The following is a 24,276-nucleotide window of genomic DNA, read 5'->3' as shown; positions in this document are numbered from 1 at the left end:
CTATCTAGGATTTTTCACTTGTGCTTGAGCTGCTGCAAGTCTTGCAACTGGAACTCTAAATGGTGAACAAGATACATAGTTTAATCCAACATTGTGGCAGAATTCAACTGATGATGGATCTCCACCATGTTCACCGCAAATACCAAGTTTAATATTTGGTCTTGTTGATTTACCCTTTTCTACAGCTATTTTAATTAATTCACCTACACCAGTTTGATCTAGCTTAGCAAATGGGTCTTGTTCGTAAATCTTTCTTTCATAGTAATCAGATAAGAATTTAGCAGCATCATCTCTTGAGAAACCAAATGTCATTTGAGTTAAGTCATTTGTTCCAAATGAGAAGAACTCAGCCTCTTTAGCAATTTGATCTGCTGTTATTGCTGCTCTTGGAATTTCAATCATTGTACCAACATGATACTCTAATTTAACTCCTTTTTCTTCCATTACAGCTTCTGCTGTTCTAACAACTATATCTTTAACAAATTTTAATTCCTTAACTTCTCCAACTAGTGGAATCATTATTTCTGGAATTATATTATATCCCTTTGAAGTTTTAACTTCTATTGCAGCTTCAATTACTGCTCTAGTTTGCATTTCTGCTATTTCTGGATAAGAAACAGCTAATCTACAACCTCTATGACCCATCATTGGGTTAAATTCATGTAAACCATCAACTGTTGCTTTAAGATCTTCAAAAGATAAATCCATAGTTTTTGCAAGTTCTGCTATTTCTTCGTCAGTATGAGGTAAGAATTCATGTAGTGGTGGATCTAAGAATCTTATAGTTGCTGGTCTTTCTTCTAATGCTTCATACATTTCTACGAAATCTTTTCTTTGCATTGGTAGTAGTTTTTCAAGTGCAGCTCTTCTTTGTTCCTCACTCTTAGCAACTATCATTTCTCTCATTGCCATGATTCTATCACCTTCAAAAAACATATGCTCTGTTCTACAAAGACCAATACCTTCAGCACCAAATTCAACCGCTTGCTTAGTATCTCTTGGGTTATCAGCATTAGTTCTAACCTTTAATGCTCTTATTTCATCAGCCCAACCCATGAATGTAGCAAAATGTCCTGAAATTTCTGGAGTAACAGTTTTAACAGCTTCTCCATATACATTTCCTGTTGATCCATCTATTGAAATATAATCTGTAGTAGTATAAGTCCTTCCATTTACTTCTACAGTCTTTTCTTCTTCATTTACTCTTAAATCACCACAACCAGCTACACAGCAAGTTCCCATACCTCTAGCAACAACAGCTGCATGAGAAGTCATTCCACCTCTTACTGTTAATATACCTTCAGCAGCAATCATACCTTCGATATCCTCTGGTGATGTTTCAAGTCTTACTAGAACAACCTTTTCTCCCTTTTCAGCTCTTTCTTTAGCTTCTTCTGCTGTAAATGCTATCTTACCACATGCAGCTCCTGGAGATGCTGGAAGCCCCTTAGCAATAACAGTTGCTTTCTTCATTTCATTTAAATCAAAAGTTGGATGTAATAAGGAATCTAATTGCTTTGGTTCAACCTTAAGAATTGCTTCTTCCTTAGTTAACATTCCTTCTTCAACTAAATCAACAGCAATTTTCAATGCAGCTTGAGCTGTTCTCTTTCCATTTCTAGTTTGTAAGAAGTATAACTTACCTTCCTCAATTGTAAATTCCATATCTTGCATATCTCTATAATGATTTTCAAGAGTATGAACAATATCCATAAATTGCTTGTAAATTGCAGGATTTTGTTCTTCTAATTTTGATATTGGAAGTGGTGTTCTAATTCCTGCAACAACATCTTCACCTTGTGCATTCATTAAATATTCACCATAAATTTCTTTTTCACCAGTTGCTGCATTTCTTGAGAATGCAACCCCTGTTCCTGAAGTTTCTCCTTTATTACCAAATACCATTTGTTGAACATTAACAGCGGTTCCCCATTCACCTGGAATATCATTTAATCTTCTATAAACAATAGCTCTTGGATTGTCCCATGATCTAAATACGGCAGTAATAGCTTCTGTTAATTGAACTGTTGGATCTTGTGGAAAATCTTCACCTTTTTCTTTTTTGTATAATTCCTTATACTTAACTACTAATTCTTTCAAATCCTCAGCAGTTAAATCTGTGTCGTATTTAACGCCCTTAGCTTCTTTAGCTTCATCTATTAAATTTTCAAATAATCTCTTTTCAACACCCATAACAACATCAGAGAACATTTGAATAAATCTTCTATATGAATCATAAGCAAATCTTGGATTATTAGTAGCCTTAGCTACAGCTTCAACAGCAACATCATTTAAACCAAGATTTAATATTGTATCCATCATCCCTGGCATTGAAACTCTTGCACCAGATCTTACTGAAACTAAAAGTGGATTTGTGTTACTTCCAAATTCTTTTCCTGTTATTTTTTCTAATTCTTTAATATTTGCATGGATTTCTTCTATGACTCCTGCACTAATTTGTTTTCCATCCTCATAATACTTATTACAAGCTTCTGTTGTAACAATAAATCCTTGAGGCACTGGAATACCTAGTATAGTCATTTCTGCTAAATTTGCCCCTTTACCTCCAAGAAGGTTTTTCATTGACCCATTACCTTCACTGAAAAGATAAACATACTTTTTCTTCTCCATCTCAATACTCCTCCGTTCATACGATAAATATATACTATCAAGACTTAAGTCTCGTAGCTTACCTTTTAAATTACCCCTTTTAAATTACCCTTTTCAATTTTTATCCTAATTATTTTCTCCAAGTTTAACAAACAATTTTGTTATGTTTGTCTTAGATATTTTTCCTACTATTTTTAAATTAACTTTCTCATCATCTGAATCATTAACCTTTTCTACTATAGGTATACTATCAATTTCATGCTCTATTATCTTTTTAGCTAATGTATATGCACTATCTTCTGGAAATCCATAAACTATGTTAGGCATTCTAGTCATAATAACTCCAATAGGAACTTTATGTATATCTGTTCCCCCTATAGCTATTTTAAGAAAATCCTTTCTAGATACTGCTCCAACTAAAATTCCATCATTCTCAACAAATAGCGTTCCTACATCATTTAAAAATAAATACACAATTGCATCATATACAGTTGTAGCATCGTTAACAGTTACAGGCTTTGACATAATCTCCCCAACTCTTATTTTGGATAAATTAGCCAATATGTCACTATCTAATTTCTTACCTAAGTATACATATCCAACCTTAGGTCTAGCATCTAGTGTTCCTGTCATTGTAAGTATTGCTAAATCCGCTCTAAGTGCCGCTCTAGTAACACCTAGCTTTTCTGCTAAAGCTTCACTTGTAACAGGCTGACCAGCTTTAACTATCTTAACTATCTCCTCTTGTCTTTTTGTAAACTTCAAAGCTACCCCTCTTTTCGACTTTTTAGGGAATATTCAGACAATTAAGAATATTTTTTATTTACAGTATAATTATATCATTTTCTTATCTTTTTACTATATCAAATTTTCTTAAAAATCACTCAAATTAGCTGAATATTCCTATTTTTTCCTTATTTACTAGACTTTACCCTAGTTTTTCTTTAATTTTCTATTCTTTATCATCTTCATCTGAAAAATTTACAGTATATGTGAACGTTGTTTCGCTCTCATCATCACTCTTTTTTGCTGTATGTGATGTTTTTATTCCTTCATTTACATCTTGAACTTTTTCTTTCATCTTATCTGCCATAGTACTTGCTTTATCTTTAACATCATTTACAGCTTGAGAAATATATTTATTTACTACCTCAACAGAACCATCTGCTTTAGTTATTTCTATTGTAACTTGTGTAACTACAGCTGCAACTACAACAAAAGCTAATATTGGTGGTATTACAATAGCTATAATCCCTGCAGCAATTCCTGCATTTACAGGAACATCTACTAATTTCTTCCCATCCTTACTAACCTTAATTCTAGTTACATTTCCTTTGTTTATTAAGTCCTTTAACCAAACTTTAAGCTCTTCTATTGTTTCTGTTTTATAGCTTTCTTCTTTAGCCTCTTCTTTGAAATCAATATTTTCTTTCTTTAGCTTTTGCTCTAAATAAATTATTGCATCTAATACATCTCCATTAGAAATCACTAATGCTTCTTTAGCCTCACTATAACTTGCACCTGTTCTTTCTTTAACTAAATCTACTTTTTCTAATGTAATATCCATATCTATTCTCTACTCCTTTATATAATTTAACATTTCTAAGCTTTTTGGCTTTTTTGAATAATTTGAATTTATTATGAAAGTAGTTACTCTTTCAATTTGTTTCTTTATTTCAGTTGTTATGTTTAATCTATATATTTTATCCATGGGTGTATTATTTAAAAACCTTAGTGCATTATATGCTGCTTTTGAGACATGTAAGCCATGTTCCTTCTTACATTCTATGCAAACACCACCATAATGAGATAGAGAAATATATTCAGCTGTTGCTATCTTTTTTTTACAAAGGCTACAATTATCAAATTGTAGCCCATACCCTGTTGCTTTAAGTAATCTAAGTTCAAATGCTCTAACTAATAACTCATAATCCATGGCATCTGTATTTAGCAAATACAGACATGTTATAAAATCTCTAAAAAGTAATTTATTAATTTCTCCTTCTTGTACACATATATCTATAAGCTCACATATATAAGATGAATATGTTAACTTATCTAAGTTATTAAGTAGTCCTTGAAAAGAATTTAATATCTTACCTTCTTGTAAATTATAAAGATTTTTACCTTTAAAGAACACATACTCTCCAAAACATAAAGGCAGAGTTATACTTAAATTTTTACTTTTACTCTTTTTAGCTCCTCTTGCTATAAATGTTATTTTTCCTACTTCTTCTGTATATGCCCAAATAAGTTTATCATTTTCTTTATAATCTATGGATTTAATAATTACACCCTTAGTTTTTACAAGTGACAGAACAATCAACTCCTACCTACTTCATTTTTTTATAGCCTAATTCCTTAAGTAGAAGGTTATTGTCTCTCCACTCTTTTCTAACTTTAACCCAAATCTTTAAGTTTACCTTAGCATTTAGGAATCTTTCTATTTCATATCTAGCTGTCTCACCAATCTTCTTTAGTGAAGCTCCATTTTTACCAATTATTATTCCTTTATGTGAATCTTTTTCGCATATTAAATCTACTTCTATATGATAAGTTCCTTTTTCATTTTGCTTCATTTGAATTATATCAACAGCAATTCCATGAGGAATCTCATCTCTTAAATTCTTTAATGTTTTTTCTCTTACTATTTCTGCAACAATAAATCTTTCATTTGCATCTGTTATCATATCTTCTGGATAATATTGAGGACCTTCTGGCATTTTTTCTACCATTAATCTTACAAGTGTATCTACATTTTTACCTTTTAATGCTGATATTGGTACTATTTCTGCAAAATCATATTCCTTTGAGTACATATCTAAAGTTTTAGCAACTTTTTCATGGCTGTTTTCATCAACTTTATTTACTACTAAGAATACTGGTGCCTTTTGCTTCTTTATAGCTTCTAAGATAAATTTATCTCCTCTCCCAATCTCATCACATGGGTTTATTAAGAATAATACTAAATCTACTTCTTTTATAGATTCAGTTGCTGAATTAACCATATAATCGCCTAATTTATTCTTTGGTTTATGTATACCTGGTGTGTCTACAAATACTATTTGATAATCTTCACCTGTTAATATTGTTTGTATATTATTTCTTGTAGTTTGTGGTTTATTTGAAACTATTGATAGTTTTTCACCCATTATTTGATTTGTTAATGTTGATTTCCCTACATTTGGTCTACCTACTATTGTTACGAATCCTGATTTATACATTATTAGCCTCCTAGCCCTTTAAGTCCTTTTTTGAAAAAACACCTGGTAGTATTTCTTCAAAAGTTTTTACTATATAGTCATTTTCATTTTTTATAATTATTATTGGTACATTTTTATCTACAACAAATTCTGCTATTACCTGTCTACATATACCGCATGGATATGTATATGCATTTGTATCTCCAACTACCGCTACTGCCTTTATCTCTCTGTTTCCTTCGTGAACTCCTTTAAAAATTGCTGTTCTTTCAGCACAATTAGTTCCACCAAAAGATGCATTTTCTATATTACTCCCAGTATATATTTTTCCATCCTCAAAAAGAACAGCTGCACCAACCTTAAAGTTAGAATATGGACAATACGCCTTTTCTCTTGCTTCTAAAGCATTTATAATTAATTCTTTATAATTCACTTCATTTTCCTCCATAGTTAAATAGTATAGCACATATATTATAATACCCTCTGTTTTTACTTAACACAAATGTTTTATAAAATTTCTTTATAATTTAAATATGGTAAATATTAAAAGTGTTAAAAGCACTCCTAAAATTCCTCCAACAACAACCTCAAATACTGAATGCACCTCAGAATCTACTCTACTTTGAGCTGTTATAAAAGCCATTAGATACGCCAATATTATGCATATTGATTTTTCTGTTATAAGTGCTATTGCCGTAGATATAGAAAATGCTAATGCACTATGACCACTTGGCATTCCACCTTTTAATGGAGTTCCCTCACCAAATACAGCTTTTACTATGACAACAGTAAGAACAACTATAACTAATGCAATAAAAATCATATATGGTTCAGAATGTTTTATCTTATGAATAACTCCATAAGAAAAATTTGAAAGTTTATCCCAAAATACGATATATCCTACTAACAATGCATTAATTGCAGTTACTAAAACTGCCCCTGCTGCTGTATTTTTTGCTACTTTTGCAAGTGGATGATAGTAATTAGTATTTAAATCTACCACTGCTTCTACTGCCGTATTTACTAACTCCGCAGTAATAACCATAGTTATAGTAATTGCTAGTGCTAAAAATTCAGCCTTAGATATATCAAAGAAAAAACACGCTATTAATACCGCCATCGCTGATATAATATGAATTTTCATATTTCGTTGAGTTCTTACAGCATCAATTACTCCATCAATTGCATGATTAAAACTCTCTAGCAATTTCCTCATTTCCATAATCTCACCCCTATTTTTTATCTATTTATATTTAATCCCCCTAATATTTCCTCTTCTCTTTTTCTCATAATCTTTTTTTCTTCTTCTTCCATATGATCATATCCAAGCAGATGTAAAATAGAATGTACTACTAAATAACAAGTCTCTCTTATATATGAATGGTTAAACTCGATACTTTGCTCTTTTGCCCTCTCTAATGATAAAACCATATCTCCTAATACTAATTCATCACCGTCTAAATATACTTCACTAAACTTATTATCTCCATACACATCTTTAAATACTTTATCTTTAGGATATTCTAACATAGGAAAAGATAAAACATCTGTTGCATTATCAATACCTCTAGTATCTCTATTTATTTCTCTTATCTCTTCGTTATCTACGAAAAGTAAAGAAATTTGATACGGAATTTTAACGCCTTCTTCACTAAGTGCAAAATCGCATACTTCATTTATTATGCTAATAAAATCTTCAGTAACTTCTATTTTCTCTTGTCTATTATCTGTATATAACATAACCTTCCTACCTTCTTTACATATTGAAATTATGTAATATTAAATACTATATACTTTATTATTAGTTTAACCACATACATACAAAAGTAATTAGTTGTAATATTCATAATTTCATTTATTTTCTTCATAACTTAGTTATAGGGAGTAATATTACTCCCTATTTTTCATCTTTATTTTTTTCTTTTGGATATTCTATTCTATGATGATATAAGCCTTTTAAAACCCTCAAGAAACTTTTTTTAATTAAATTTAAATCTTTAAAGGTTAACTCACAATTATCTAACTGATTTGAGTTAAGCTTATCTTTAATTATATTATTAATCATTTCTTCTATTTTAGTCATAGTTGGTTCATTTATAGACCTTACAGCAGCTTCAACACTATCAGCTAACATTACAATTGCACTTTCTTTGGATTCCGGTATCGGACCTGGATATCTAAAATCTTCTTCCCTTACCTCATCAGGATTTTCACTATTATTTTTTAATGTATAATAAAAATATTTCACCAAAGTAGTTCCATGATGCTGCCCAATTATATTTCTTATAACTAAAGGTATATCATATTCCTTAGCTAAATCTAAGCCATCCTTAACATGTGATATTATTATTGAGGCACTTAGTTCTGGTGAAATTTTATCATGAGGATTTCCTCCCCCTAATTGATTCTCTCCAAAGAAAAATGGTCTTTTAATTTTACCTATATCATGATAGTAAGCTCCTACTCTAGCAATTATAGGATTAGCTCCAACCTCTTCTGCTGCTACTTCAGCTAAATTAGCAACCATTACACTATGATGATAAGTTCCTGGTGCTTCCATTAATAATCTTTTAAGTAGCGGACTGTTTGGATTAGATATTTCTAACAGTTTTATATTGGTTATTAAATTAAAACTTGATTCTAAAAATGGTAATAACCCAATAGCTAATATTCCTGATATAAATGCTCCTATGGAAGCTATACCAGCGTCTAGAAGTATCTTTCTCATATTATTTGAAAGCAATACTCCACTTGATACTGTTATAATAGCTACTGAAATAGCTACATAAAAAGTTGTATATAATATATCATTTCTTTGACTTGATTTCTTTAATGATATAGATGATACAATAATGCTAATTATACCTATTAATATAATTTGAGGATCAAAACTTACAATAACAGAAATAAGCATTAAAGTTAAGCTATTTAATACTATAGATATCTTATAATCTAACAATACAGTCATAAGTATAGGTACAGATGCTAACGGTATTAAATATAATGATGCTAAAGAAACTATACGCGTAAGAAGTAATAAAAGTATATTTAGTAATAAAATCATAAATGTTAATTTAGTATTTGCTAAAACATCTTTTCTTTCCTTTTTTAAATATAAATATTGTGTTAACAATACAAATAATACATAAACCGATATTATAATATATGTAAGCATATAGTCCTTGCTTACACTATCTCCTATAAGTCCAAGCTCTGTTAATATAGATATTTGTCTCTGTGTTATAGGCTCTCCTTCTTTTACTATAATTTGATTTTTCTTTATCATAACTTTTGAAACAGTTTTTAATGCTTCCTTTACCATTTCATCAGTTTTTGCTTGATCAAAAAACCAATTTGGTTGTATTTGACTGTAACACATTTCTCTAAGTATATTTTCTAAATTTAAATCTAAATCTTGATCACTTAAATACTCATCTACAATACTCTTAGCATCCATTATAGCTACGATATCATCTTCTTTTATTTGATTTTCATATACTCTATCAATAATAACTAAGGCTATCCACTGCAATTCTGTAGCTTTCTCTACAGATAAATCTAATAGTATTTTATATTGGTCATCTGAAAGCTTAAAGCTCTCCATTTTTTTAAGCTCATTAATTTTATCTTTTTCTGAAATATTATTGCTTTTTAAATTTATTACTTTATCAAAAAACAACTTTGTATTTTCACTAGCTTGAATCTTTACTTCACTTTTCAATGTAAATTTTTTCTCTACTTTAGCAGCTACTTCTTGCTCTTTTTCACTAGTTGCTTCTTCATCAATAATATCTCTAGGCGCTTTTATATCTACGCTTGCAATATCGCCTTCAATAAAATCATACCTCTTAGGAGTTATTACCGTCATAATTATGAAATATGTTAAAATTACACCTACAGTAAAAAGAAATATTCTCTTCCATTTATCCTTATGTTTAATTTCATACTTCAATATTAATCACCTTCTCATCTCTCTATAGTTAATAATCAGTTAAAATATCATTAACTATATTTTGCTCTATTACAAAAATAACTTTAACTAAAGCATTCCCGTCCTCTTCCTTTTTTGTCTCTATAATTTTATCTACTAAAACAGCCTCTCTTGTTAATTCATTTAGTAAAGATTTTTCCACTTCATTTACAGCCTCATTTATTGCTTCATCTTCATCTAAATCAATTTCTTTTTCAACTCTTTCATAATATAGCACCTTGTTAAATATTTTACCACTGTTTTCTATTTTATCATAGTGTTCAAAACCTTTTATAGCCTTTTTTAAGTAAATTCTTTTTCCAAATACACTTATATATACATCACTATCCTTGTTGCCACTTCTCTCTAAAGTAGTTCCAGTTAATTTAACATTAATCATTTTCTCATATAATGTCTTTGCAACAACAACACCTCTAGCAGGTAGTATATATTTAAGTTCTTCATTTCCATCCATACCTTCTATAAGTACATCTCCGGCTTTTACATTTTGACCCTTAGTAACAACAGCTCTTCCACTAAAAGTATATATCTTAGTAATTTCTCCATCCATCTTTGCAACAAGATTGCCATATTCCGATTCCTCTATTTTAGGTGGATTAATTTTTTCTTCTAATACAACCTTTAGTGTAGACCCTTCTATTCTAACTCTTACCCATAATATTTCCGAATTTATATTTTCTAATTTTTTTTCTATTTCTTTTACATCTATAGATTTTTTAGCAATCCCAGGTTTAATTCCTATTTGCATTAACTCTTGCCTAATTACAAATGGAGGTATATTTTTTTGAGTGTCAATTTGAACTGCCCATATATATGTTGATAGATAATATAATATTCCTAAAAATAATACACATCCTATTCCAAGAGATAGCCTTTTTTTCAGACTTCCTAAAAAAAAGATAAAACCTTTACTCTTTACAAGTGTTATAGAACCTCCAAGCTTATTAACAATTTCTTCTACTTCTATATATTTTAAATAATCTATTTCCAGAATCATAGTTGCTACATTCTTCTTTTTAGCCTTATAAACTTTAATTCCTCTACTCCAAAGTATATTTAATAACTTTTCTAGGTTTAAAACTCTAACTTCAATTAGTATCCTACCTTGTTTCACTTTATCAAAAGCCATTACTATCACCTCTCATATTCAACTGAATTAAAAAAACCACTGATAGTAATAGTAGATGTAGCAATATATAGTATTTCAAATTTACTTCCATGAATATTTAATGGACCTTCTTTAGTATTAATTTTTATCAAATCATCCTTAAATGATATTATTCCTTTGTGATTTTCTATAGTTATTTCATTTCGTCCCACTATTATAATCTTTGGTAAATCTAGTACAACATCTTTAGGGAGTTCAAGCTTTTCAGCAATAAATTCTTTTCCTCTACTAATTTTATTATCCATAACCTTCTCCTTCTAAAAATACTCTCTCAATGTACTTTATGATTATATAGTAAATAAAATCACTAAAAACAAAAAAGAACTCAATATAATATTGAGTTCTTTTTATTATTTATTTCTTAAATAATCTTTAACAAGCGCACTTACAAGTTTTCTATCTGTCTTACTTACAACCTTTGGTCTAACTGCTGACATAAGCTTACCCATGTCTCAATGTTATTAGCTCCAACTTTGTAGCTGTTCATTTTACAAATTGTAAAATCTTTCACTTAATTGCTGAGGAAGGTAACCTAGCAAGATTTTAATTATAGATATATCTAAATTAAAACTCTTAGCTATTTCCCTTTTCAAATTCAAGCATTGATTTTATTCGTTGCTTGATTTCTTTTGCTAATATCTCTATAACCTTATCGTCCTCAAGCGTAACACCATCGGTTTGTTTTATAACAGTATTACAGATTCGCTATTAGTTAGCATATTAAAATAATTTCTTAAATAAATATACTATATAGCATACTTGCAGTTTTTCTTTATTCTGGGAATATCCCATTCTTTTAAAAATTAAAAACTACTTGAACTTTCTCTTTCTTGCAGCTTCTGATTTTTTCTTTCTCTTTACGCTTGGCTTTTCGTAATGTTCTCTCTTTCTAACTTCTGAAAGAACCCCAGCTCTTGCGCATTTTCTCTTAAATCTTCTTAACGCACTTTCTAGTGTTTCGTTTTCTCCAACTTTGATTTCTGACATCTATTATCCCTCCCTCCGCTAGCTCAAATTAGTATCTTTAACTCAGCTACGGGCTTAATAACACATATTGTATTATACAATATTATAATCTAAAATGTCAATATACTTTAAATTATTTCTTTTAACCCGGTGGCCATTTAAGTTCTCTTGCACCTAATACGTGAAAATGTATGTGGTTTACAGTTTGCCCGCCGTCAGTACCACAGTTATTTACTATTCTATAGCCATTTTCAGAGATATTAAGGTCCCTTACTATTTTATTTATTACTAGAAAAATATGTGAGACTATACTGCAATTTTCTTCAGTTATGTCATTAGCACTTACAATATGTTCCTTAGGTACCACTAAAAAATGTACTGGTGCTTCAGGACTTATATCATAAAAAGCTAAAACCTTATCATCTTCATATATTTTCTTTGAAGGAATTTCACCTGCAACTATTTTACAAAAAATACAATCTCCCATAAACTCACCTCCTTTAACCGAAAATCCAAATTTCAAATTTGCTTATTGGAAGTTATATCTTCTAACTTAAGAGAAGATATAACTTCCATATTTAATTTTCAATTTGTTTAGTTGTAATTACCCTTTAGACTCTTAGTCCAAAAGGATTCCATTTTAACAACTTAATTAAACCATACTTGCTATTGCATAATCTTCTACGGCTTCTTCAATCTTTACATCTACTATTTTACCAGTAATATCAGCCGACATACAATGTACTATTACTTTTATATAATTTCTTGTATATCCTTCATAGAAGTCCGGCTTATCTTTAACTTCTTTTTCTATTAATACATCCATTACCTTTCCAATAAACTTCTCAGTAAATGCATGTTCATTTTTATCATTTAACTCAATTAATAGTTTGCTTCTTTCATCTTTAATGTTTCCATCTATTTGATTAGGCATATCTGCTGCCTTAGTTCCTTTTCTTGGACTATATTTAAATACATGAGTTTTAGTTAAATGAATTTTCTTTAAATATTCATAAGTTTCATTAAATTCTTCCTTTGTTTCTCCTGGGAATCCTACTATTACATCTGTAGATATCGATACATCCGGAAGAGTTTCTCTTAAAAGATTTACTGATGCTTCATATTCCTCAGCTGTATATCTTCTATTCATTCTCTTTAATGTTGCATCACACCCACTTTGAAGTGACAAATGGAAGTGAGGACATAACTTTTTAAATCCTTTAATTTTTTCAATAACTTCTGGTGTAAAGAATGCAGGTTCAATTGATCCTATTCTTATTCTTTCTATTCCATCTATTTTTTCTATTTCTTCTATTAATCCAATTAAAGTTACATTTCCTTCCAAGTCTAAACCATAAGATGCTGTATGTATTCCTGATAAAATCACTTCTTTAAACCCATGTGATGCTAATTCCTTAACTTCACTTAAAACTTTGTCAGGATCCTTTGAACATACTGACCCTCTTGCATAAGGTATTGTGCAATATGTACAAAATCTATTACATCCATCTTGAATCTTTAAGAATGCTCTAGTCTTATCTTGATAATCTTCTATTTTTAAGTCTTCAAATTTCTTATTTTGAAGTACTGGCTGTACATGTACCTGTGGTTGACCTTCATCTTTGGCCTTATTAACATAGTATACCACATCACCCTTATTTCTAGTACCTAAAACTACATCAACTCCAGGTATCTCTGAAACTTCTTTAGGTGCCATTTGAGAATAACATCCTACTGCTGCAATTATAGCCTCTGGATTAGTTCTTCTTGCTCTGCTTATAATTTGTCTAGACTTTTTATCTCCCATATTCGTTACTGTACAAGTATTAATTACATATACATCAGAAAATTCATTGAAATCTACAACTTCATATCCTTCTCTTATGAATTTTTCAGCCATAGCTTCTGATTCATATACATTAACTCTACACCCTAATGTAGCAAATGCGACTTTCATTAATCATTTCCTCCTAAATCACTTAGCTCATACTGTATTAAAGATGTTGCAACAAATCCTGCTGTTTCCGTCCTTAATATTCTCTTTCCTAAAGTTATTATATGAGCACCTTTTTCCTTAAGTTCTTCTATTTCATATTCTTCTATGCCACCTTCGGGCCCTACAAATATTCCAACACTTTTTATTTCTTGTTCAGCACTTTCTTTTCTTAACTTATTAATTAAAGTTTTAATACCGAAATTATTTGCATTTTCATAAGGAACTATTACTAAATCTAAAGAATCTACTCTTCCTAACATATCTTCAAAATCTATTGGTTCACTAACCTTAGGAATTATACTTCTTTTACTTTGCTTTGCAGCTTCTAGTGCAATTCTATTTAATCTATCAAGTTTCTTAAATTCACCCTTTAGCTTAACATCTACTCTATGAGTAATAACTGGAATGAACTCATTTATACCTAGTTCTGTTCCTTTTTGAACTATTAAATCCATCTTTTGCGCTTTTGGTAATCCTTGAAATAAATAAATTTTAATTTCACTTTCATTATTTAAATCAAGCTTTTCAATTATATCAAGTAATACCTCTTGTTTATTTACAGAGGATACTGTAGCTAAATATTCCGTTCCTTCGCAGTTATTTAAAACTACTTTTTCACCTTCTGATATTCTAAGAACCTTATAGATGTGTTTTACATCATCACCTATTATTTTAGCTACATTTTCATTAATTAATTCCTTTGGAGTAAAAAATTTGTGCATTCTTTTCTTCTCTCCTAAAAACTATTTTAATTTGGCAACTATACAGTTCCATTCACCATCTCTATTTTTTTCAATTACTTCAAAACCAGTAGCTTCTAGTTTCTCACATACCATATCTACTCTATCATGAATAATTCCTGATGTTATAAATACTCCACCATCTTTTAATACTCTCTTAACATCATCTGTAAGTATACAAATTATTTCTGCTAAAATATTTGCTACAACTATGTCTGCTTTTCCATCTATAACTTCTACAAGATTTCCATAAAGTATCTCTATATTATCCAGATTATTGTAAGCAACATTTTCCTTTGAAGATTCAACTGCAACTGGATCTAAATCAACACCTACTGCAAGCTTTGCTCCTAACTTAGCTGCAGCTATTGCTAGTATTCCAGAACCACATCCAACGTCAAATACTGTACTATCTTCTTTAACATATCTTTCAAGAGCTTGAATACACATTCTTGTAGTTTCATGAGTACCTGTACCAAAAGCCATTCCTGGATCTAAATCAACAACTAATTCACCATCTTTAGCTTCGTATTCTTCCCATATAGGTTTAACTACTATTTTTTCTCCAACTTTTGATGGCTTATAATATTGCTTCCATGTATTTGCCCAATCTTCTTCATGCATAGTTTCTGATTCAACTTTTGCTTGCCCTAAATCAATTCCCATTTCTTTAAGCTCAGTTAATCTTTCATTAATATAAGCTATTACATCTTCTATATTATCTTCTTCAGCAAAATATCCCTTTACTACGGCAACTTCACCTTTATGCTCTAAAACATTTATATCAGCAAAATCCCATGTTAATGGTCCTTGTTCTCTACCTAATATATCATTCGGATCCTCTATTGCAACTCCTTTGCAATCTAAACTATAAAATATTCCTGATACTGGTTCAAGAGCCTCACTTGTTGTTATTACTCTTACCTCTATCCATGTTCCGTCCATTTAAATCATCCTTTCATTTGTTTTCTTTGAATAATACTATATTTTATACTTATAATTATGTAAAGTCTATATTTATTCTATTAAATAATTTCCAATTTAATTATTTTACATTTTAATTATTATTATGTTAACTTCCTAAAAACATAATTCTTAATATCTTTATTTTCCTTATAAAATATACAGAAAAAGGTAATGATATTGAACCAATAATTAAGTTGCTAACAAAAAATATATTATAATTACTTATATTTAATATTTTAGTACACAATATCATAGATATAATTTGAAAAAACCAAGAAAATATATATATATCCATAGAATATTTTCCAAATATCTCAACAGTTGAAATAATCCCCTTACATTTCTTAACCTTTTCTATGATTAATAACATCATTAAACTTCCTACTAAACCACATAAAAACATATATAAATTAAATATAATTCTATTAATAACTATTCCCTTTGAAATTATTAAAGAATATATACCTAAGAATATAACACTTCCTATTATTATAATATTTTTATTATTAATATTTTTTAACTTTTTATCCTCATAGCACTTTCTCACATACATACCTATCAAATAATACACAATAAAGAAACTTATTCTATTTATAGCTAAAAAATATAAATCTCTAGGACCAAATATATTTATTATAATTGTAATAATTATTGATGCTTCTAATGATATCTTAGTTATAATAGGTGTTAATATAGATATAATCAATAATGCATATAAAAACCATAATGCTCCCATTGCACCTAATTCTGGATAAAAAATTGTAGTTTTAATAGATTCTATAAAACCATTAATCGTTATATTTCCACTTGCTATATTTAATGCAATATTAGTAATTAATGCTATAACTACATATGGTACTCCTAATTTTATTATTCTCTTTTTTAACAATAAAAAGTAATCATTTCTAAAATTAATATTTATACTTTTTACAGCTAAAAAACCCGATACAATAAAAAATAAAGGCATATGAAACGAATAAATAAATTGTACTACAATTTCATAAGAAAGTGGTCTTTTTAAAAATGTAGGTGTTGCTGCATGTCCAATAAACATTAATAGAATAGCAAGACCCTTAAGATAATTTGCTTCTTTTATATAATTCCCCATATTTCCTCCTTCTAATAAAATCTTTTAAATTATATCACTTTTACATTATTATTGTAAAATAAAAAATAGAGAACTTATAACTTTAAATAAGTTCTCTATTTAACATTTAAATAGCTATTCTATCTTCCCCATTTTTAGAAACTTTTCTAATTTTACATTTAACATTTATATTTTTTTTGCTAATATGCTTTTTACTAATTTTATTACAACTCAAATTATAAGTAATTGCACCTGTTGCTATAAATAAAATTCCCAATTGAGGTGCGTATAATGGACAATCAACAAGACCTTGAATTATTACCATTGTATTCAAAGATACTATTAAAGGCACCATTATATTTCTTGATTTATACAATTTGATTATATCTCTAAATAAATTATATTTAATATATATATATATTCCTAAAGCAACTACTCCCCCAGAAACTAAAAATGTAAGCCATAAATTATGAGAGTGTATAGCATTTCCATTACGATAATTATAATCTATTCCATGTTCTAAAGTGCCCAAAAATCCCCAACCTACAATAGGCTTTTCAGTAAACATTTTTATAGAACCAAGCCAAACATCATATCTTGAACTAAAAGATACTTTAATCTCTCCTATAGGTGTTACAGAACTCATCTTACTTTGAACCCAAAGGAATACTACCGCTACTATTGCAATACATAAAGTACCCAATAGTGTACTTTTAAAGTTTTTATCTTTTCTTAATAAATAATATATAAACAAAGATCCTATTAATGCTATAAATGCTCCTGATGATTCTGTTAGTATTAATGCTATTGCTATTAAAATCATTGCCACATTATAAATATCAAAATATTTTTTATTTGTTTTAACACTTTTTAAATAAATTGCAACTAACAACATACTAGCAAACCATCCACCAGCCATATTAGGATTACCAAAAGTACTAAAAACTCTATGATTAGGAAACCCCATTAAAATAAAGGCTAATTTTTCTATAATTGCTGTAATTGCTGTTAACATAGTTAGATAAACCAAAAGCTTTAAAGCGTTATTAATCCTGACCATTTTAATAAAATAATTTTGAAATAAAATACTTATTGCAAAATATAAAAATAATCCTATCGAAGCTAACAATGATAAAATGCTCTTATTTATTACCGCACTAAACACAGAATAACAAAACAATAAAAATAACCCAATACTCCAATAATTCTTTTCTATTTTCAATTTTTTCGCAAACAATAATTTTCCTGCATATATAGCTGGTATTACAGCTGTAAAAGGCGAAAAAACAATCATAATAATAAAAAATACCATATTTTACCACCATCATATATTATTTACACTATCTCAGTATAACTGTCTTAGTATACACATAACCTAATTATTATTCAATATTTTTAATTATAATTTTATCAAATTTAACATTTAAATTTTAATATATAATTAGTATTCCCCTATATATATTAACTTTATCTAATTAGATTTTCGTTTTCATTTGAAAATTTTGTAAATAATTTTATTATAATCAACTTATATATTAAATAAAATCTATAATTTAAAAAATATTAATTTTCTATTAATATTCAAATAACTTTCAACTACTCTTTATTTATTATAATTTTTTTGTATTTTGAAATAAAATTTATAATAAATATTTTTAGAAAGTCTAGCTTATATCTCCTATTGTTTCTAAAAATACTTTTTAAAATTTAGAAGAAAGTAAAAAAAGTGATGCTATAACTGGAATAAACATATGATAGTCCCTAGAATTTAATCTTTAGTGAAATCATATCAATTCTTTGAATGTTATATCATCACTTCTTTGTTAACTTTAGTTCTAAATTTAATTATATTGTGCTATTAGGAATTTTGTTTTAATTCCTTGTGCTGTAAACATATCTTCATGTTCGGTTGTAACATTTCCTTCAAAACCACTATCATGTAAATCATATGTAATATATTTAATTTCAAAATTACATTCTTTAAAATATTCAAGAGATTCTTCAAATAACTCATCATCATCTGTTTTAAACCAAATCTCTCCACCTTTTTTTAAGAACTTTTTATATTTTTCTAATTGTCTTGTATGTGTTAATCTTCTCTTTTTATGTCTATCCTTTGGCCAAGGATTGCAGAAGTTTATGTATATTCTTTCTATAACATCATTTTCATCTAACATTTCGTCGATTAATAATATTTCCTGGGACATAAGTGCAACATTATCTATTTCATGTCCTACTTTTTCATAAGCAGCTTCAATATTTCTTTTAGCTAAAACTAAAACTTCATCTTTTATATCTACTGTAATATAATTTATATCTGGATTTTCAGAACCATGGACAGCCATAAACGTTCCTTTTCCACAACCTAATTCCATATACATAGGCTTATCATTTCCAAAGAACTCTTTCCATCTTCCTTTATACTCACTTGGCTTTTGTATAAAAAATTCACATGCTTCTAATTCAGGTCTAGCCCAAGGCTTTCTTCTCATTCTCATATATCGTTCACTCCAAATCATTTCTTTAAGTTCATAGATTAATTATACAGATTATTTTTTTTATTTCAACTACATAGAAATTTTAAAAATAATATAAAGCATGCTGATTTATTTTTAACAATTCAGCATGCCTTATATAAAAAACTATTTAAAAATTATTTACTAACAATTATATTTACTTACTAAAGCTTTAAAATCTTCTTTATTACTAATAATATAATCTTCGAATTTTATATTAGAATTATTTAATATATTAGCTAATTCACATATAAATTTAGGGATATCTCTTCTTAAAATATCACCATAAACTTCTCCTAGTCTAGCTTTACCTTCTACAAAGCTACCATTAGCATGAAGTTCATATGCCTCTTCTACTACATCGTTAACTCTCTTTTTCTTTCCTGTTAATCCTATTTCTCCAATTTGATGAACTCCACAAGAGTTACCACAACCTGAGAAATATAATCTTGGCAATAAATCTAATTTAGAAACATTTTCTTTTACATAGTTCAGTGTTTCTTTTAAAGCTTCTTGACTTTCAGCTATACCCATTTGACAAGTTGGAACACCTATACAAGATACACTATATTCAAATGATGTTCTTCCACACATAGAATTTGTTAACTCTAAAAGTTCTTCAGCTTCTTTCCCATTTAAGTTTCTAAAATAAACACCTTCAGTCATTGATAATCTTATTTCTGGATCATCAAATTTTTCTAACATTTCTCTAATAGATTTTAAATCACTTAGTTTAATTTGTCCTCCAACTGGATGTAAATAAACGCTATATAATCCATCCTGCTTTTGAGCAATTAATCTTTCATCTTCTACATTTGCTTTTATACCACTCTTATTATATTCTTTGGCGTTACAATTTAAATCTAATCCACCTTCACTCTTAACTTCATCTACAAACTTCTTATAAGCTGCAATAAAGCCTTCTTCTCCAAGCTTTTCAACAATATATCTTATACGAGCTTTAGCTTTATTTTCGTAATTTCCTTCAGCTTTAAATAATCTAACCATAGCTTCAACATAATATAATACTTCACTTGGCTTTATAAGTTCTGGATAAACTAAAGCAAGTCTTGGATTTCTTCCTAATCCTCCACCTACGTAAACTCTAAATAAATTTTCTCCATTTTCATTTACAGCTAAGAATCCTAAATCTTGTATTGTACAATGTGCAGTATCATTTTCTCCATTTGAGAATGAAACTTTAAGCTTTCTTGGTAACTTATAAGTTGTTATTCTCTCCATAAAGTATTCACCTGTTGCTAATGCATATGGTGTTGGATCAAAAGCTTCATCTTTATCAACTCCAGATAAAGGTGATAAAGCAACATTTCTTGGGAAGTTACCACCTGCACCTCTTGTATATATATCATTTTCTAAAGCTTCTTTCATTAAATTACATATATCATCTATTGATAAACCATGATATTGAATTGCTTGACGAGTAGTAAAATGTAAGCCACCTAGCTTATATTTTTCAGCCCATTCATTAATTAATCCTAATTGTGGCATTGTTATTATACCTGATGGTATTCTAAGTCTAATCATAAACTCTTTTCCACCACGATGTGCATATACACCCATTCCACCAGAAGCGTGTTTAAAATCCATAACAGACATTTCTCCATTAGCAAATTTATGCCCCACACTTCTAAACTCTTCTATTTCTGGCATTAGAACTTCTTTTAAATTCCCCATAATTTCACCTCAAAATTCATTACTATTTTTAATATTCCTAATCTATTATACAAATATGTAGATTTTTACTCAAAGTTTTTTTACCAATTTATTCATTTAAATATTTTATAAATACCATAAATAAACTTAATAATTAAGTTTACACACATTAAAAAAAGCTGGTATAACTGCAGTAAATATAAAAAGCTATGCAAATTTGCATAGCTTTTAAATATTATTTAAAAATATCCTTAAATCCTTTTTTCTTGTGAGTTATTTCACCATCAACACTTTCTCCACAAGCTTCCATGAATGCTTCTAAAGCTTCTTTTTGCTTACTAGTTAAAGTCTTAGGAATATCAACAATAACTTTTACATATTGATCTCCTCTAGCTGATGAATGAACCTTTGGAACTCCTTTACCTTTTAATCTAAACATAGTTCCTGATTGAGTACCTGCCGGTATTGTATATTTAACATCCCCATCTACTGTAGGAACTGTTATTTCTACACCTAAAGCAGCTTTTCCCATAGAAATATGAGTATCTATATAGATATCATTACCTCTTCTATCAAAGTGTTTAGATTTAGCAACATTAATTCTAACATATAAATCACCTGGAGGTCCATCGTTAGAACCATGTTCCCCTTGCCCTCTAAGTGGCATTACATTTCCTGTATCAACCCCTGCTGGCACATTAATTGTGATTTTTCTAGTCTTTCTAGTTTTTCCTCTTCCTGAACAACTTGAACATGGACTATCCACTACTGTACCTTTTCCACCACATGTGCTACAAGTAGAAGTGCTTACAAAACTTCCAAGTGGAGTTTGTCTTTGAACTCTAACTTGCCCGCTTCCATTACAAGTTGGACATGTCTTTGGAGAAGTTCCTGGTTTAGCTCCACTACCATGACATTCTTCACAATTTTCATTTCTATTTATAGTAATTTCTTTTTCAACACCAAAGATAGCTTCTTCAAAAGTTAAATTTAAAGTATATTCTATATCAGCACCTTTAACCGGCCCATTTCTTCTTCTTGAAGAACCACCGCCTCCGCCAAAGAAGCTTTCAAATATATCTCCAAATCCTCCCATATCACCAAAATCAAAGCCACCAAATCCACCTGAACCAAATCCACTTCCATCAAAGTCAACAGTACCATATTGGTCATATCTTGCTTTCTTCTCTGGATCAGAAAGCACTTGATATGCTTCATTTATATCTTTAAACTTTTCTTCTGCTTCCTTATTTCCTTGATTTTTATCAGGATGGTATTTAATAGCTAGCTTTCTAAAGGCTCTTTTTATCTCATCATCACTTGCTCCTTTTTCAAGGCCAAGAGTTGCATAATAGTCTTTATTTGCCATCTATGTGGTCACCACCTTATTTATAATTTACTCAATTTATCTTATCATTTATATATTTTTTAGTAAACACCTAAACTTTTAAAAAGGGAAGACGACTCTTGTCTTCCCTCTTAATTATTATTATTTATCTTCTTTAACTTCAAAGTCAGCATCTACTACATTATCATCATGATGAGTTGCTCCTTGATTTGCTCCACCCATGTTGTTTGGATCAAATCCTGCACCTTGAGCACCTTGAGCTCCTTGAGCATCAGCATACATCTTTGAAGATATAGCATAGAACTCTTGAGTTAACTCTTCTGTAGCTTTCTTAATTGCCTCTAAATCTTCTCCGTCTTTAACAGCTTTTAAAGCATCTAATTTAGCAGTTATTTTAGCTTTGTCATCTGCAGAAATCTTGTCACCAAGCTCTTCTAATTGCTTTTCAGTTTGGTAAACTAATTGATCTGCATTATTCTTAGTTTCTATTGATTCTTTTCTCTTCTTATCTTCTGCTGCAAATTTTTCAGCTTCTTTTACTGCTCTATCTACTTCTTCATCTGAAAGGTTAGTTGATGCAGTAATTGTGATATTTGCTTCCTTACCAGTTCCTTTATCCATAGCTGAAACTTTAACAATACCATTAGCATCTATATCAAAAGTAACTTCAATTTGTGGAATTCCTCTTGGAGCTGGAGCAATACCTGATAGAGTAAATCTACCTAAAGTCTTGTTATCAGCAGCCATTTGTCTTTCACCTTGAACAACGTGAATTTCAACTGATGTTTGACCATCTGCTGCAGTTGAGAATATTTGACTCTTCTTAGCTGGTATAGTTGTATTTCTTTCTATTAATGGAGTAGCAATACCACCCATTGTTTCAATTCCTAATGTTAATGGAGTAACATCTAGTAATAATACATCTTTAACTTCTCCAGTTAAAACACCTGCTTGAATTGCAGCACCCATAGCTACGCATTCATCTGGGTTAACTCCTTTTGAAGGTTCTTTTCCTGTAAAGTTCTTAACAGCTTCTTGTACTGCAGGTATTCTTGTTGAACCACCAACTAATATAACTTTATCAATTTGGCTAATTGAAAGTCCAGCATCGCTTAATGCTTTCTTCATTGGTTCTATTGATCTTTGAACTAAATCATGAGTTAATTCATTAAATTTAGCTCTAGTTAAGTTCATATCAATGTGTTTTGGACCAGTTGCATCTGCAGTGATGAATGGTAAGTTAATATTTGTTTGCATTGATGATGATAATTCTATTTTAGCTTTTTCTGCAGCTTCTTTTAATCTTTGAACTGCACTCTTATCATTTCTTAAATCTATTCCATATTGTGATTTAAAATCATTTGCTATATAATCTATAATCTTTTGGTCAAAGTCATCTCCACCTAAGTGAGTATCTCCATTAGTTGATAATACTTCGAATACTCCATCTCCTAATTCAAGAATAGATACGTCGAATGTACCTCCACCTAAGTCATAAACGAATATTTTTTCACTGTGGTCAGTCTTATCTAATCCATAAGCTAATGAAGCTGCAGTTGGTTCGTTTATTATTCTTAATACTTCTAATCCTGCTATTCTACCAGCATCTTTTGTTGCTTGTCTTTCGGCATCATTAAAGTAAGCTGGAACTGTAATAACTGCTTGGTTTACAGTTTCTCCTAAGTAAGCTTCTGCATCTGCTTTAATTTTTTGAAGTATCATTGCTGATATTTCTTGTGGTGAATAAACTTTATCATCTACATGAGTTTTATGGTCTGTTCCCATTTCTCTTTTTATTGAAATTATTGTATGTTCTGGATTTGTAATCGCTTGTCTTTTAGCAATTTGTCCAACCAATCTTTCTCCATTTGCTTGGAAAGAAACAACTGAAGGAGTAGTTCTAGCACCTTCTGAGTTAGTGATAACTACTGGTTCTCCACCTTCCATAACAGCTACACATGAATTTGTAGTACCTAAATCAATACCTATAATTTTTCCCATAATTTTTTCC

General features: G+C 29.4%; 23 protein-coding genes. All 23 read right to left on the bottom strand.

The genetic code is table 11. The features are described from left to right. The 23 genes from ppdK to dnaK all read right to left on the bottom strand — a co-directional run bounded on the left by ppdK (position 1) and on the right by dnaK (position 24,266). Entirely contained in the window at positions 1-2,631 is a 2,631-nt protein-coding gene (gene ppdK, locus LPC13_RS01560; protein ID WP_195244701.1) for a pyruvate, phosphate dikinase, read from the bottom strand. Positions 2,632-2,736: 105 nt separating this feature from the next. Next, entirely contained in the window at positions 2,737-3,375 is a 639-nt protein-coding gene (locus tag LPC13_RS01555) for a helix-turn-helix transcriptional regulator (protein ID WP_005215639.1), read from the bottom strand. Between the two features lie 187 nt (positions 3,376-3,562). Continuing rightward, the gene (locus tag LPC13_RS01550; protein ID WP_005215641.1) at positions 3,563-4,177 is read right to left on the bottom strand and encodes a DUF4342 domain-containing protein; all 615 of its coding nucleotides are present in this window, start codon (positions 4,175-4,177) and stop codon (positions 3,563-3,565) included. Positions 4,178-4,186: 9 nt separating this feature from the next. Further along, positions 4,187-4,936, bottom strand: a complete 750-nt coding sequence (gene recO / locus LPC13_RS01545; RefSeq protein ID WP_005215643.1) for a DNA repair protein RecO — start codon at positions 4,934-4,936, stop codon at positions 4,187-4,189. Between the two features lie 7 nt (positions 4,937-4,943). Next, positions 4,944-5,834 (bottom strand): GTPase Era, encoded by an 891-nt coding sequence (gene era / locus LPC13_RS01540; RefSeq protein WP_195244703.1) that lies wholly within the window; start codon positions 5,832-5,834, stop codon positions 4,944-4,946. 10 nt (positions 5,835-5,844) lie between these two features. Continuing rightward, entirely contained in the window at positions 5,845-6,261 is a 417-nt protein-coding gene (locus LPC13_RS01535) for a cytidine deaminase (protein ID WP_005215646.1), read from the bottom strand. A gap of 72 nt (positions 6,262-6,333) precedes the next feature. Further along, positions 6,334-7,035 (bottom strand): diacylglycerol kinase, encoded by a 702-nt coding sequence (locus tag LPC13_RS01530; protein WP_005215648.1) that lies wholly within the window; start codon positions 7,033-7,035, stop codon positions 6,334-6,336. Positions 7,036-7,052: 17 nt separating this feature from the next. Continuing rightward, complete coding sequence (gene ybeY, locus LPC13_RS01525; RefSeq protein WP_005215649.1) at positions 7,053-7,553, bottom strand: rRNA maturation RNase YbeY; 501 nt, start codon at positions 7,551-7,553, stop codon at positions 7,053-7,055. Positions 7,554-7,710: 157 nt separating this feature from the next. Further along, positions 7,711-9,765: an HD family phosphohydrolase gene (locus LPC13_RS01520; RefSeq protein WP_234088488.1), complete on the bottom strand. Its 2,055-nt coding sequence runs from the start codon at positions 9,763-9,765 to the stop codon at positions 7,711-7,713. 28 nt (positions 9,766-9,793) lie between these two features. Next, positions 9,794-10,933 carry a sporulation protein YqfD gene (gene yqfD, locus LPC13_RS01515; RefSeq protein ID WP_195244705.1) on the bottom strand — a complete coding sequence of 380 codons (1,140 nt, stop codon included), beginning with the start codon at positions 10,931-10,933 and terminating at the stop codon, positions 9,794-9,796. 5 nt (positions 10,934-10,938) lie between these two features. After that, entirely contained in the window at positions 10,939-11,217 is a 279-nt protein-coding gene (yqfC, locus tag LPC13_RS01510; protein ID WP_005215656.1) for a sporulation protein YqfC, read from the bottom strand. Positions 11,218-11,545: 328 nt separating this feature from the next. Then, positions 11,546-11,659: a GatB/YqeY domain-containing protein gene (locus tag LPC13_RS17145; protein ID WP_407080850.1), complete on the bottom strand. Its 114-nt coding sequence runs from the start codon at positions 11,657-11,659 to the stop codon at positions 11,546-11,548. Between the two features lie 123 nt (positions 11,660-11,782). After that, on the bottom strand, positions 11,783-11,959 hold the full coding sequence (rpsU, locus tag LPC13_RS01500) for a 30S ribosomal protein S21 (protein WP_003441547.1): 177 nt from the start codon (positions 11,957-11,959) through the stop codon (positions 11,783-11,785). 121 nt (positions 11,960-12,080) lie between these two features. Next, the gene (locus LPC13_RS01495; protein ID WP_040420095.1) at positions 12,081-12,425 is read right to left on the bottom strand and encodes a histidine triad nucleotide-binding protein; all 345 of its coding nucleotides are present in this window, start codon (positions 12,423-12,425) and stop codon (positions 12,081-12,083) included. Between the two features lie 165 nt (positions 12,426-12,590). Continuing rightward, positions 12,591-13,895 carry a tRNA (N(6)-L-threonylcarbamoyladenosine(37)-C(2))-methylthiotransferase MtaB gene (gene mtaB, locus LPC13_RS01490; RefSeq protein ID WP_005215678.1) on the bottom strand — a complete coding sequence of 435 codons (1,305 nt, stop codon included), beginning with the start codon at positions 13,893-13,895 and terminating at the stop codon, positions 12,591-12,593. Next, positions 13,895-14,656, bottom strand: a complete 762-nt coding sequence (locus LPC13_RS01485) for an RsmE family RNA methyltransferase (RefSeq protein ID WP_195244707.1) — start codon at positions 14,654-14,656, stop codon at positions 13,895-13,897. Before LPC13_RS01485 ends, mtaB begins: the two co-directional genes overlap by 1 nt. A gap of 21 nt (positions 14,657-14,677) precedes the next feature. Then, positions 14,678-15,619 (bottom strand): 50S ribosomal protein L11 methyltransferase, encoded by a 942-nt coding sequence (prmA, locus tag LPC13_RS01480; protein ID WP_005215681.1) that lies wholly within the window; start codon positions 15,617-15,619, stop codon positions 14,678-14,680. Between the two features lie 127 nt (positions 15,620-15,746). Beyond that, on the bottom strand, positions 15,747-16,748 hold the full coding sequence (locus LPC13_RS01475; RefSeq protein WP_005215683.1) for an acyltransferase family protein: 1,002 nt from the start codon (positions 16,746-16,748) through the stop codon (positions 15,747-15,749). 106 nt (positions 16,749-16,854) lie between these two features. Beyond that, the gene (locus LPC13_RS01470) at positions 16,855-18,039 is read right to left on the bottom strand and encodes an O-antigen ligase family protein (RefSeq protein ID WP_005215694.1); all 1,185 of its coding nucleotides are present in this window, start codon (positions 18,037-18,039) and stop codon (positions 16,855-16,857) included. A gap of 529 nt (positions 18,040-18,568) precedes the next feature. After that, complete coding sequence (trmB, locus tag LPC13_RS01465; RefSeq protein ID WP_040420098.1) at positions 18,569-19,225, bottom strand: tRNA (guanosine(46)-N7)-methyltransferase TrmB; 657 nt, start codon at positions 19,223-19,225, stop codon at positions 18,569-18,571. A 162-nt stretch (positions 19,226-19,387) separates the two neighbouring features. Further along, a complete protein-coding gene (locus tag LPC13_RS01460; protein WP_005215703.1) occupies positions 19,388-20,938 on the bottom strand; it encodes a nitrite/sulfite reductase in 1,551 nt (516 codons plus the stop codon). Between the two features lie 214 nt (positions 20,939-21,152). Next, positions 21,153-22,286 (bottom strand): molecular chaperone DnaJ, encoded by a 1,134-nt coding sequence (dnaJ, locus tag LPC13_RS01455; protein WP_195244709.1) that lies wholly within the window; start codon positions 22,284-22,286, stop codon positions 21,153-21,155. A 120-nt stretch (positions 22,287-22,406) separates the two neighbouring features. Beyond that, positions 22,407-24,266, bottom strand: coding sequence for a molecular chaperone DnaK (gene dnaK / locus LPC13_RS01450; protein ID WP_195244710.1), 1,860 nt, complete (start codon positions 24,264-24,266; stop codon positions 22,407-22,409). Between the last annotated feature and the right edge of the window lie 10 nt (positions 24,267-24,276).

Source organism: Clostridium celatum (genome assembly GCF_021412605.1).
Classification (GTDB): domain Bacteria; phylum Bacillota; class Clostridia; order Clostridiales; family Clostridiaceae; genus Clostridium; species Clostridium celatum.
Note: the sequence above shows the minus strand (reverse complement) of the source record. Positions and strands in the feature narration are given on the sequence as shown.

Excerpts from the sequence above, each read along its gene's own strand:
- dnaJ (WP_195244709.1), bottom strand. The coding sequence starts at position 22,286 with ATGGCAAATAAAGACTATTATGCAACTCTTGGCCTTGAAAAAGGAGCA.
- yqfD (WP_195244705.1), bottom strand. The coding sequence starts at position 10,933 with ATGGCTTTTGATAAAGTGAAACAAGGTAGGATACTAATTGAAGTTAGA.
- LPC13_RS01460 (WP_005215703.1), bottom strand. The coding sequence starts at position 20,938 with ATGGGGAATTTAAAAGAAGTTCTAATGCCAGAAATAGAAGAGTTTAGA.
- LPC13_RS01495 (WP_040420095.1), bottom strand. The coding sequence starts at position 12,425 with ATGGGAGATTGTATTTTTTGTAAAATAGTTGCAGGTGAAATTCCTTCA.
- trmB (WP_040420098.1), bottom strand. The coding sequence starts at position 19,225 with ATGAGAATGAGAAGAAAGCCTTGGGCTAGACCTGAATTAGAAGCATGT.
- ppdK (WP_195244701.1), bottom strand. The coding sequence starts at position 2,631 with ATGGAGAAGAAAAAGTATGTTTATCTTTTCAGTGAAGGTAATGGGTCA.
- yqfC (WP_005215656.1), bottom strand. The coding sequence starts at position 11,217 with ATGGATAATAAAATTAGTAGAGGAAAAGAATTTATTGCTGAAAAGCTT.
- mtaB (WP_005215678.1), bottom strand. The coding sequence starts at position 13,895 with ATGAAAGTCGCATTTGCTACATTAGGGTGTAGAGTTAATGTATATGAA.
- era (WP_195244703.1), bottom strand. The coding sequence starts at position 5,834 with ATGTATAAATCAGGATTCGTAACAATAGTAGGTAGACCAAATGTAGGG.
- LPC13_RS01485 (WP_195244707.1), bottom strand. The coding sequence starts at position 14,656 with ATGCACAAATTTTTTACTCCAAAGGAATTAATTAATGAAAATGTAGCT.
- ybeY (WP_005215649.1), bottom strand. The coding sequence starts at position 7,553 with ATGTTATATACAGATAATAGACAAGAGAAAATAGAAGTTACTGAAGAT.
- dnaK (WP_195244710.1), bottom strand. The coding sequence starts at position 24,266 with ATGGGAAAAATTATAGGTATTGATTTAGGTACTACAAATTCATGTGTA.
- LPC13_RS01550 (WP_005215641.1), bottom strand. The coding sequence starts at position 4,177 with ATGGATATTACATTAGAAAAAGTAGATTTAGTTAAAGAAAGAACAGGT.
- prmA (WP_005215681.1), bottom strand. The coding sequence starts at position 15,619 with ATGGACGGAACATGGATAGAGGTAAGAGTAATAACAACAAGTGAGGCT.
- LPC13_RS01475 (WP_005215683.1), bottom strand. The coding sequence starts at position 16,748 with ATGGGGAATTATATAAAAGAAGCAAATTATCTTAAGGGTCTTGCTATT.
- LPC13_RS01530 (WP_005215648.1), bottom strand. The coding sequence starts at position 7,035 with ATGGAAATGAGGAAATTGCTAGAGAGTTTTAATCATGCAATTGATGGA.
- LPC13_RS01470 (WP_005215694.1), bottom strand. The coding sequence starts at position 18,039 with ATGGTATTTTTTATTATTATGATTGTTTTTTCGCCTTTTACAGCTGTA.
- LPC13_RS01535 (WP_005215646.1), bottom strand. The coding sequence starts at position 6,261 with ATGGAGGAAAATGAAGTGAATTATAAAGAATTAATTATAAATGCTTTA.
- rpsU (WP_003441547.1), bottom strand. The coding sequence starts at position 11,959 with ATGTCAGAAATCAAAGTTGGAGAAAACGAAACACTAGAAAGTGCGTTA.